The organism is Mesorhizobium sp. WSM4821 (assembly GCF_055901555.1).
The window spans coordinates 3,106,811-3,118,363 of the sequence record NZ_CM148371.1 but is presented as its reverse complement, the minus strand read 5'-3'; the positions used below and the strand labels follow the sequence as shown (position 1 = coordinate 3,118,363).

At 62.4% G+C, this 11,553-nt stretch carries 3 protein-coding genes; all 3 read left to right on the top strand.

Translation table 11 applies throughout. The features are described 5' to 3' along the window. Position 1 precedes the first annotated feature (1 nt). The 3 genes from AC0NID_RS14985 (at position 2) to AC0NID_RS14975 (ending at position 11,539) form a co-directional block, all read left to right on the top strand. A complete protein-coding gene (locus tag AC0NID_RS14985) occupies positions 2-2,122 on the top strand; it encodes an RICIN domain-containing protein (protein ID WP_473454018.1) in 2,121 nt (706 codons plus the stop codon). 65 nt (positions 2,123-2,187) lie between these two features. Next, positions 2,188-5,055 carry a leucine-rich repeat domain-containing protein gene (locus AC0NID_RS14980; protein ID WP_473454019.1) on the top strand — a complete coding sequence of 956 codons (2,868 nt, stop codon included), beginning with the start codon at positions 2,188-2,190 and terminating at the stop codon, positions 5,053-5,055. A gap of 25 nt (positions 5,056-5,080) precedes the next feature. After that, positions 5,081-11,539: an RHS repeat-associated core domain-containing protein gene (locus AC0NID_RS14975; RefSeq protein WP_473454020.1), complete on the top strand. Its 6,459-nt coding sequence runs from the start codon at positions 5,081-5,083 to the stop codon at positions 11,537-11,539. Positions 11,540-11,553 lie beyond the last annotated feature (14 nt).

Here is an 11,553-nt window from a genome sequence, read left to right as displayed (position 1 = left end):
GATGAACAGCATCGCCCGATCGCTGCTCCTTCTGGTGGCGCTGCTCGCGACAATCGACGCCGGTCCGGCCCGCGCCGAGGAACCGAAGGTCGTCCTGTTGGAGGACCCGACGCTGAACGCCACCCGCTTGCACTATCCCCTCCTCATCTCCGAAGGTCGCGGCTACCGCATCCGCTGCAACGACCAGGCAGACGAGGAAGCGGTGATTCGCGGACTGGGCTTCGCCACCGTCCCGTCGCAAGTGCTGACCGCCGTCGACAACGTGGTCGTCGCGGCCGACCCGGCCGCCAATCCGCTGTTGTGTCCATTCGACGAGAACTACCCGATCAAGGTCTTTGCGCACGCCGGCGGCAGCGGGCTCGTCTACCTGCAGTTCCCAACCGATTTAGGGTCAACAACATCGTTCTCCGACCAACTCTATATTCCCGGCTGCGCGCCTTTGTTTGCGGAACTGAAACTCAACCTCAATCAGGCGATTGACGCCGACCCCACCCCATTCTTCGCCGGAAGGATCCACACCATCGCATGCGTCGCGGGCGCACCGTTTGTCGGCAAGCCGACAACCTTCGCCAGCTGGTGCGAAAAGGACGACCTTGATCCGGCCCAGCAGACGACGGTCGAGGAACTGCTCGACCTGACACCCGGCGGCGCCTCCGCGCTAGGCAATCCGGCGGGGTGCGCAAGCGCGCAGGATTTTCTCGCGTCGAGCACGACGCTCGACCTTGCCGGGCGACGGCTGACAAACCTTGAGCCGCTGGCGACACTTACCCATCTGAAGAGCCTGACCTTGTCCGGTAATGACATCGCCGACACGCGCGATCTGGAAAAGCTGGCCGAGCTCACGTTCCTCGATCTGTCGCGAAACAGGATCAGCAACATCAACGTGGCGGCCGTGATGAAGAATCTGGTCGACGCAGATCTCAGTTCCAACCAGATCGCCGACCTGCGGCCGCTCGCCTCGGCGCGGGCGCTGACGCGGCTGGTTCTGGCCAACAACAAGGTCACTGACGTTTCGCCGCTGCGGTTACTGCAAGAACTCACGGCGCTCGACCTGTCGAAGAACCGGATCGCGGATGCGCGCGCCTTGGTTGGCCTGACCAAACTTACCGCTCTGAACCTGCGCGCGAACCGCTTGGCCACGGCGCAGTCCGTCAGCGCCATCCTGCCATTCAATCCTTCGCTGGACGGCAATCCGGTCTGCATCAGTCGACCTGAGCAATCAACGGTGGCCTCCGGCAAGATTTTCGAAGCCTGCATCACGGCAATCAAGGAAGCCGACGTGGTGCTGGCAAACATGCAGACCGGCAAGTGCCTGGCTGGCGCCGAGGGGCGGCTCGACAACAACGCGCCGGCCGTCCAGTTCAAGTGCGACGGCGACAAGTGGCGCCGTTGGAAGTTGGTCGAGACGAACGACGGTTTTCAGCTGCAGAACGTGCGGACCGGAAAATGCCTGACGATTGCCGGCGGGCTCAGCACCGAAAACAACATCCCGGCCCTCCAATTCAACTGCGACCAGGACGCGTCGCGACGCTGGAAGCTGACCGCGACCGGCGACGGTTTTCAGGCTGAAAACGTGCAGACGGGGAAATGTCTGACGATTGCCGGCGGGGTGAGCACTGATGACGACATCCCCGCCCTCCAGTTCAACTGCGACCGCGATCCGTCACGGTTCTGGAGCATACGGGCGGCCGATCCCGAGGTCGTGCTGGTGAACCGGCAAACCGAAAAGTGCCTGTCGGTCGCGGAAGGCAGAATCGACAACAACGCGCCGACGGTGCAATTCGACTGCGACGGCAGTCAATGGCAGCGCTGGAGGCTGGTTGAGACAGGCGGCGGCTTCCAGGTGGCGAACGTGCAGACGGGCAAGTGCCTGACGATTGCCGGCGGAGTCAGCACCGAAAACAACATCCCGGCCCTGCAGTTCAACTGTGACAGCGATCCTTCGCGCCGCTGGCACCTGGTCGAGACGAGCGACGGAGTTCAGGCGGAGAACGTCCAGACGGGCAAGTGCCTGACCGTCGCTGGCGGGCTCGCCAACTTGAACAACATCCCAGCCCTCCAGTTCACCTGCGACCGCGACCCGTCGCGCTATTGGACCATCAAAGTGGCGGACGAGAACTAGCGCCGCCAGTGGTTCTGGCTGTTTGAGCCGCATCGAACAGCCTGAGCCTCGAAAGGAGAAACCAGATGAACCGCATCGCCCCATCGCTGCTCCTAATTCTGGTCCTGCTCGTGGCCGCCGGCGCCGGCCAGGCGCGGGCTGACGAGCCGAAGGTCGTGCTTTTCGAAGACCCGACGCTGGCAGCAAACCGGCTCCACCATCCCCTGCTCATTTCCGAAGGACGCGGCTACCGGATTCGGTGCGAAAGCCAGGCCGACGAGGAGGCGGTGATCCGCGGGCTCGGCTTTGCCACCGTTCCCTCGGAAGTGCTGACCGCCGTCGATGACGTGATCGTCGCCGCGGACCCGGCGACCAATCCGCTTCTGTGCCCGTCGGGCGACGCCTATCCGATCAAGGTCTTCGCGCGCGACGATGGCAGCGGCCTCGTCTACTATCTCCAGTTCCCGTCCGACCTCGGCGCCACATCCTTCTCCGATCGTCTTTACATCCCTGGCTGCGCTCCGCTGGTGACGGAGCTCAAGCTCGATCTCGACGAGGCGCTCAACGCCGACCCAACCCCGTTTTTCGTGGGCAAAATTCACACCATCGCCTGTCTGATCGGAGCACCGCTCGTCGACAGGCCGACGACATTTGCCAAGTGGTGCGTGAAGGGTGACCGGACACCCGCCGAGACCGCAACCGTCATGGCAATGCTCGATTCCACGCCAGGCGGTGTTTCGACGCTCGGCAATCCGGCCGCCTGCAGCGCTGCCCAGGCTTTCCTGGAATCGATCATTACGCTGAACCTGAACGGAAAGGGCGTGCAGTCGCTCGGCCCCATTTCGGTGCTCGCCCATCTGACGAGCCTGTCCATCGCCGACAATGCGATTACCGATCTCGAACCGCTGACCAAGCTAAGGGCGCTGACCTTCCTCGACATTTCCGGTAATCATGTCGGCAATATCAACGCGCTTGCTCCATTGACCGCGCTGGTGCGACTCGACATCTCGGACAACGGCATTAGCGACATCCGGTCGTTGTCGGCGCTAGCTCTCCTGACCAACCTGACGCTGGACAACAACGAGGTCACTGATCTCGGGCCGTTGCAGTTCCTGCAGGCCCTGTCGACGCTCTCCATCGCCAACAACGACCTGACCGGAGAGATGCTCGACCCGTTGAGCGCGCTGGGCGGACTTACGACTCTCAACCTTGCCAACAACCGGATCGAGACGTTCGCCAATCTCGGCAGCTTTCCCTCGACGCTGCAAATCAACCTGAGCGGCAACCCCATCGTCGTCGAAGGCGGCCAGAGCTTCGTCGATCTGTGTGTGCTGCATCGCGACGCCGCCACGCCTCTCGGACAGACGATCCGCGCCCTGATCGACCTCGAGGGAGGGGGCACCTGCGCCACGGTCGGAAATGCGCTGCTGGCAACCACTTCGCTCGACCTTTCGTCAAAGATAATCAGCGACCTGCGCCCGCTTGCCACCCTGCCGCAGCTGACCTCGCTCAACCTTTCAGGCAATGCCATTACAGACGTTTCGCCGCTCACCAACCTCGTCAACCTGGGCGCGCTCAATCTCGCCGACAATTCGATCACCAACATCAGGCCGCTTGCGACGCTGACCGGGCTGATCAATCTCGATGTCTCCGGCAATCCGGTGCAGACTTCCGATTTCGTTGCAGCATGCCTGGTACGAAATCAGCCTGACTTCCTGACACCGGCGCAGGCCAACGAGGTGGACGCGCTCCTGTCGATTTCAGGCAAGATTGCCTGTGGCAAGGCCTACGACGATCTCAGGTCACGCGAGTTCGCGGACGCCAAGAACCGCGGACTGACGAGCGTCGCCTATTTCCCGGTGATGGGAAACCTCACCTCGCTCGACCTGTCAGACAACCAGCTGACCGACGTCTCGGTGCTGTCGGCAATACCGGGTCTGACGCGCCTCTGGGTCCGCAACAACCAGATCGCCTCGATGCAGGCGGTGCTGCAACTGCGCCGGCTCGAGCAATTGAGCATCGACGGCAATCCGCTATCGAGCCTGACCGGCATCGGCATGCTCAGCAAGCTGACCAAGGTCTTTTTTTCCGACACGAATGTCCGGTCGGTCACGCCGCTTGCCGACCTGCCGCTGCTTGAAGACGCCGGCATGCGGAACCTGCCGCTGCAATATGCGAGCTTCTCCGAATACTGCATCGTCAACCGCTTCGATTCAATCGCGCTCGGCAATGTTCGTGCGTTCATGGCAGCGCTCGACAGCCGGATGCAGGCCGATCACGTCGACAGCACGGACTGCGCCGCCGCACAGGATTGGGCTCACTCGGTCACGAGCCTCACGCTCAACAAGAAAACGATCATCGCCGTCGATCCCATCGTCCACTTCCGTGCGCTTCGCGAACTCAATCTATTCGACAATCTCGTCCTTGACGCGACGCCCATCGCTTCGCTGACGGCACTCGTCAAGTTGAACCTTGCCACCAATCGGCTCGCATCCATTCCGCGCTTCGCCTCAAGCGGGCTGAAATACATCTATTTGAACGACAGTCAGATAACCAATGTCGCCAATCTGTCCGGCATGCCGGCGCTTTCGAATGTCGATCTGAGGAACAACCGGGTCGTCAATGCGGCGCCATTGGGTTCGCTTCCGGCACTATCGATCGTCGATCTACGAGGTAACAGGGTCGCTACGCTCGCTCAGGTCCAGCCGGTCATCGGCAAGACCTATCTGGGCGGCAATCCGATCTGCTCCTTCCGCGCGAACATCCCGCAGGTCAACGATGCCTGCAAGCGCGTGCCGCTGCTCGTATTCCCGATCAATCCCGACATCCATGTGCTGGATGGCCTGACGACGACCACCACGCCGGCGACGAATTTCGGCGCGTGCCCCGGTCCCACATGCGCGACCGTTCTAGTTCAGCCGCACGTCATCGTCGGTCCGATATTCAATCCGTGACACCTGCTTCAGGAAAGGTAGTCCCATGTTCAGAACCACATCTACTGCCCTCGCAGCCCTGATCGCCGGTACAACAATCCTCGGCGCCCCGGCACGCGCAGAAGACAAGTCGGCGACATCGATCGTGCAGTTGCCGGCCGCCGGTGGCACCGTCACCCAGGAGGAAGGAAGCTTTACCCTGAACAACAACACCGGATCGGCGAATTTCGCGCTGCCGTTCCCTAATCTGCCCACCCGCGGCCAGTTCGGCCCGCAGATGAGCCTGACCTACAACCAGTTTGCCGGCGATACCGGCAACGGACTCGGCATCGGCTGGCGCTTCAATGTCCAGGCCATCATGGTCAATGACGATCTCGGCACAGCAATACCCGGGACCAAGCCGGAGGGCGACTTCTTCTCGCACCTGACCTATATGGGCGCGCGGCTCGTCTACCTGGGCAACCAGAACGGCGTCTGGGAGTATCGGCTGGAATACGCCGAGGATTATGTGAAGATCCTCTACCATACCGGCGCGTTCGACGTGGTCACGCTCGACCTGACGGGCGGCCTCCACAGCGACACGATCCCCTCGGGCTTCGAGGTGATCAATGCCGACGGATCCCGGCTGATCTTGAGCGGTGACCCCTCGGTGGCCGAGGGCAATTTCGATGCGGTCAAGCCCTATGTGACGAAATGGCCGCTGGTCCTGCAGTTGAACGCCAATCGCGAAGCGGTGCGCTACGACTACCAGCGCTTCGGCGGGCGCAGCTACCTGACCCGGATCAGCTTCGCCGGCGGTCAGAGCAGCTACGACTTCGAGCTGATCGACACCCAGTCGACGCTCGTCAGCCACACGATCGGCAGCCGGCAGGAGAATGCCCGGCTCTACGGCAAGGTGACCGCCAAGTTCAAGGAGACCGTCTATAGCCAGTGGTGCATGGGCTATGTCGGCCGCGACACCAGCGACACGTCGAAATTCGTGGTGCGCGCGCATCCCGACTGCATGGCAAAGGCGCAGGCCGATCTGGCGCCGGCGATCGACACCCAGTCGGTCAACGTACTCGATCAGTTGCGCGTGCTCTACCGGTATGGCGATACCACCGGCGCGCCGCTTGCCGAGACGACGCTGAAATTCCCGGACATCCAATTCGACTATTCGTCCTGGACGAGCGCCGAGCTCGCCTCCCGCCCGATTGTCTTCGAGGCACCGAAAATGGCCTTTGCGGGCGATATTCCGCCGCAGAACTTCGAACTTGCCGACCTCAACATGGACGCTCTGGTCGACATTGTGCAGACCAAGGATGACGGCGCGGTCGTCCATTTCGGCAGCGGCGATTTGAACAGCGCGTTCGGCGAGACCGCCCAGCTCGTTCTCTCCCGCCCAACGGAGGCGGGATTGATGCGCCAGATCGCCCCGCGGCTCACCGACAACCGCTTCTCCTTCGCCGATATCCTTGGCGACAGCTTTGTCGACATCGTCGAAATCGAAGACGGCCTGATACACGTCTATGACGGCAAGGCTGACGGCACTTTCCCCTATCTTGGCCGCTCGATCCCGCTGGCTGGCGTCTCGCCGACGACCTTCACCGACGGCAACGGTCGGTTTGCCGATCTCAACATGGACAGCCTGTCCGACATCGTCACCACCCGGCTCAATGCCGACGGGCGCACCGAATGGCGGATCTTCCTCAATCTCACCCGGCGGCAGGCGGACGGCGGCTACAGCGTCAATTTCGGCGCGCTGACGAAGGCCTTTCCGTTCACGAGCCAGGACGGCCAAATCCTTGGCAGCGGCAATGTGCGGATGGTCGACATCAATGGCGACCGGCTGCCCGATCTCGTGGTCATCCGCCCAGCTGACCAGGGATTCTGCCTCTACGAGAACCAGGGCAACATCTTCTCGCCCGATCCGAACGCGCTGCTTTTCGGCGATGCCGCGCTCAACGATCCGCTCTGCGGCGACGGCGCCTTCTCGAAGATCGGCGGCATGCAGCCCGGCGACAGCCTCGCCACCATGTGGTACATTGATGCCAATGGCGACGGCATCATCGACTTCGCGTCGATGGGCGAGCGCACCGACCAGATGCGGGTGTGGCTTGGCTTCGGCGACGGCACCTATCTCAACGATCCGCTGAACATCGCGCTCAATCTGAGGGTCCAGCTTGGCACCTCGACGCAGAGCTTCGCCTCGCGCGTTGCCGATCTCGACGGCGACGGCCAGACCGAGATCATCGTCTTCCAGAAACCGTCGGGCGACGAGGTCAAACCGGTCGTCGTCATCGATTTCAACCGCACCGAAACGATGCAACTTGTCAAGGCCAACCTGCTGACGGTCGTCGACTTCGATTCCGGCCGCAGGCATGACATCCGCTATGCGACCTCGATCGACGAGATGCTGCGCGACCGGGCGAACGGCCTGGCGACGCGAAACCTGCATTTCCCCGTCGTCGTCGCCAAGCAGCTCGTCACGTCCCAGGGCATACCGGGCCAGGCCCGGGCCCAGGTGCAGACGGACGAATTCTTCTACCACAACCCTTTCTACGACGTGATCAACCGCCGTTTCATCGGCTTCTCGGATGTTGAGAAGGTCAGCTATGGCGACGAGAATGCGGCCGGCATGCGTGTCACCCAACGTTCGAGCCTGGCGCGCGAGCAATATTATACCTTCGCGGAAGCGGTCGCCGACCTGAACCTCGCGGGCAAGCTCAAAATCCGCAAGACCTATGAGGTGGTGCCGGAAGCTACACTCGTGGCAAGCGCAGAGGCGACCGAGACGCTCGATCCCTCCACCGCGGCCATTCACTCTCTATCGACCGCGACGCGCAGTCAGAAATTGCCGGCGACGGGCATGATGCTCAAATGCGAGGCGTCCGTCTGGGAAGCCCATCCGAATAGCGACGGCTCGTCCTACCTCAGCAAGGTCAAGGAAACCTTGACCGAATCCGCTGGCGAGGCCGAGCAGCAGAGCCCGGCGGATCCCGAATGCAAGGATCCGATCAAGACCCAGACCTATGCAGATTTCGACGAGTTCAACATGCCGGGTTCGGAAACGGTGCGTGTTCGCGACATCCCGGGACCCGAGAGTTTGACGGTCCAAGGCTTCACCCGCACCACCCAGACCGACTATACGCAATCGCGCGCCGATCTCGCCGCGCTCGGCATCGTCAACGCCGCATCCGAGCGCCGGATCCTTGCAGGGACACGACTCCTGAGCCGCGAAAGCTTCACCTATTTGGCCGATGCCGGCGGCCGCATGGGCACACGCACGCTCGAAGTCCTTTCGGGCCTTGGCTCACTGCCGGCTGGGCTTGAGCAGTTCCGCAACGCCACCCGCACGCTCGCCAAGAGCATGGCCTACGACGTCTTCGGCAACACCACCTCGATGTCGGACGACCTTGGCCAGATCGAGACGGTTAGCTATGAGGAAACCGGCACCCTGCCGCTGCGTCATACGAAGCCGGCAGGCGGCGCGCCCGAGCTCGACCAAGTCACTGCCATGACCTATGACGGGCCGCGGCAAGGCGCTGTGGCGACGATGACGACACCGCTCGGCATGGCCGTCACCAACACATACGACGCGCTCGGCCGCAGGACGCTCGAGGCAGCCGCCGATGGTGCCGAAAAATTCTACAACTACAAGATCGGCGAAGGCGGATTGCCGTCGCTGATCCTGACGTCGAAGCGCCGCTACAGAAGCGCCGCGGAGACGCCGGAGGGCGAAAGCGAGTTCATTGCCGAGCTCGCGGCCTACAATGCCCGCGGCAACCAGATCGCCGATCTCGAAAACGTTGCCGAGGGCGGCGTTCGGGTCCGCAATTTCTCGCTCTACAACCGCAACGAGAACCAGATCTTCCGCTGGACCCCGTTCGTGGTCAAGAGCTTTGCCGGCGTCGACGACCTCAATCTGCAGAAAGTGTTCGATCTCGGCGATGTTCCGCGCCCGGACCATGAGATCGGCAATGCCTATACCTACGACGCCGCCGGCCGCGCGGTGCGTGAAACCCATCCATCGGGCAAGGTCTCCGACCTGAACTTCAGGCCGTGGGGCACGCTTACGATCACCACCTATTCCGATCAGTTCGACGGCACGGTGCAGAGCGAGGAATATTCGCTCGGAAACGAGAACGGCGTGACCGGTTTCATTGCGGCAGACGGCAACGGCACGACCCACATTTCCCGCTTCCTGCGCGATTCCTTCGGCTATATGAGCGAAATCTGGCTACCGGGCGAACCCACGCCGCGACGGCTGATCTACAATTCCGTCGGCGATATCGAGTTCCAGTCGATCCCCGGCATGGGCGAGCGCTACGCCTTCTACGACGCGCGGGGCCGGCAATCGGCGATCGCGCGCATCGGCGCCAACGGCGAGGCCTCCGTGCAGACCTTCACCTACGACTTCCTGAACCGGAAGCTGACCGAGGTGAACGACGGGGTCTTGCATCTCGAGTACCGTTACGACAGGGGTGTCGAGGTCGCCTCGGCCGAAGGGTTCGAGATGCCAGTGATGCTGCCGCTCGACAAGATGACCGAGGTGGTCATCCATGACCCCAACGGGTTGTTAGATACGGTCCAACGCTTCGCCTACAACTCGAACGGCCGGATGGTGACCAACGAGGTGGAGATCGGCGGCGCCAAATACGCCGACCATTTCCACCACACGCTCGACGGCCGGATCGATTCCTCGACCGGGCCGCGCGGCCTGTCGTCGAAATTCGCCCTCGGTCCCGACAAGAACCTGAAGTCGGTCACGGTCTCGCATCCGGATTTCGCGGGCCCGCAGAAGGTGATCGAGAACATCGCCTACAACCCCGAAGGGCGTGTCGAACGTGTCGACTACCGGCTCGGGGCCTTCACCCAGATGACCTATGATCCGGCGACACTGTTTCTCACCCATATCGTCTCGCAGGCCGCAGGCATTGCGCTGCAGGACCTGTCGATGGCCTTCAATTCGAACGGTTCGATCACCGAGATCGTTGATGCTTTGCAGCAGGGGACGGGTGGCCCCGGGCATGTCGACCGTTCGGGAACGTTCCATTACAACTTCAAGAACGAGCTCCTCAGCATCGATCGCTACGGCGAACATGGCGAATTCGGCTATTCGCCCGCCGGCGCCTTTGCCCGCAATGACGAACTCGACCCCGGAGCAGTCATCGCACCTGCGGCACCCGACGTGACCGGCCTCGTTCCGGCGGGCAGCGCGTCCAAGCCCTATGGTTTCGACGGCTTCGGTCAGCTGGCAACTTCGCCAAAGCTCACCGGCACGGTCTTCGACATCAACGGCCGGCTGATCCGGGCGCAGACCGCGACGAACGACGTCTTCTACGGCTACGACCAGACCAGTCGCCGCCTCTACAAGAAGATCGTCACTCCTGACGGTTCGAGCCCCGACCAGCTCTATCTCTATCCGGTCGAGACCTTCGAGGTCGGCCCGAAGGGTGAGGAGAGCTACGTCAACATTGCATCCAACAAGTTGGTGCGGCTCGAACACGGCACCGGCAAGTGGTTCTACTATCTCAAGGACCATATCGAGAGCAGCGACTACGTGATCGCCTCGGACGGCACCCCGGTCGAGCAGATGCTCTATCGGGCCTACGGCACCGAGCACAAACCCGAGGTGCTGGCGCCGGCGTGGGCCGATCATCTGGCGGATGTCCTGGGCGAGCTGCCGCGTGAGAAATCCCACCATCGGTTCACCGGTAAGTATCTCGACGACGATACCGGGCTCTACTATTTCGGCGCCCGCTACTACGATCCGGCGCTCGGCCGGTTCATCTCGCCCGACCCGCTCTATGTCGGCGATCCGGAGCGCTGCACCGGCAACCCGACCTCGTGCAACCTCTTCGCCTATGCCAACAACAATCCGATGGCCTATATCGACCCGACAGGTCTCGAGGAGATCGTGGCGGGCGACGCGGCCTACCGCCGGCAGGTCGAGGAGGACATCCAGCGCACCGACCCGACGGCCCGGGTCGACAGCAAGACCGGCGAGGTCTCGCAAAGCTGGCTCCACGGCGCCTGGCTCGACGTCAAGGACTTCTTCGTGCCAGGTACCGGTATGGATACGGGTCGTGAACTGCAACGGCGTATCGTAGACAGCCCGGAAACGGTGACGATCCAAAAGGTGCCGGGCGCTACCGGAACGGATCTGGCCGACCCTACTAAGAACCCGATGACGACACCGGGCGGTGCCGTCATTTCCTACGACCCCGCTGCCGCCCGTACCCGGACATCAAGCGAGTTCGATCAGTCGACGGGTACGGCGTCGGTCGAACCTGCCGATCCGGGCATCGTGCTTGCGCATGAGCAGATCCATGCCTCGCATATCCAGGCGGGCCAGATTTCCGGCATGGGTCCGGCCACCTATACCGGCCTTGACGGAAAGCCATTCACGGCGATGGACGAGGAGGCACGGACCGTCGGCGTCGGCGGCACCCCGCGGTCGGACGACATAACTGAGAACCAATTGCGCGATATGCTCGGCATCAAGCCGCGCAACAATTATTGATCCTCGGCGGCGAA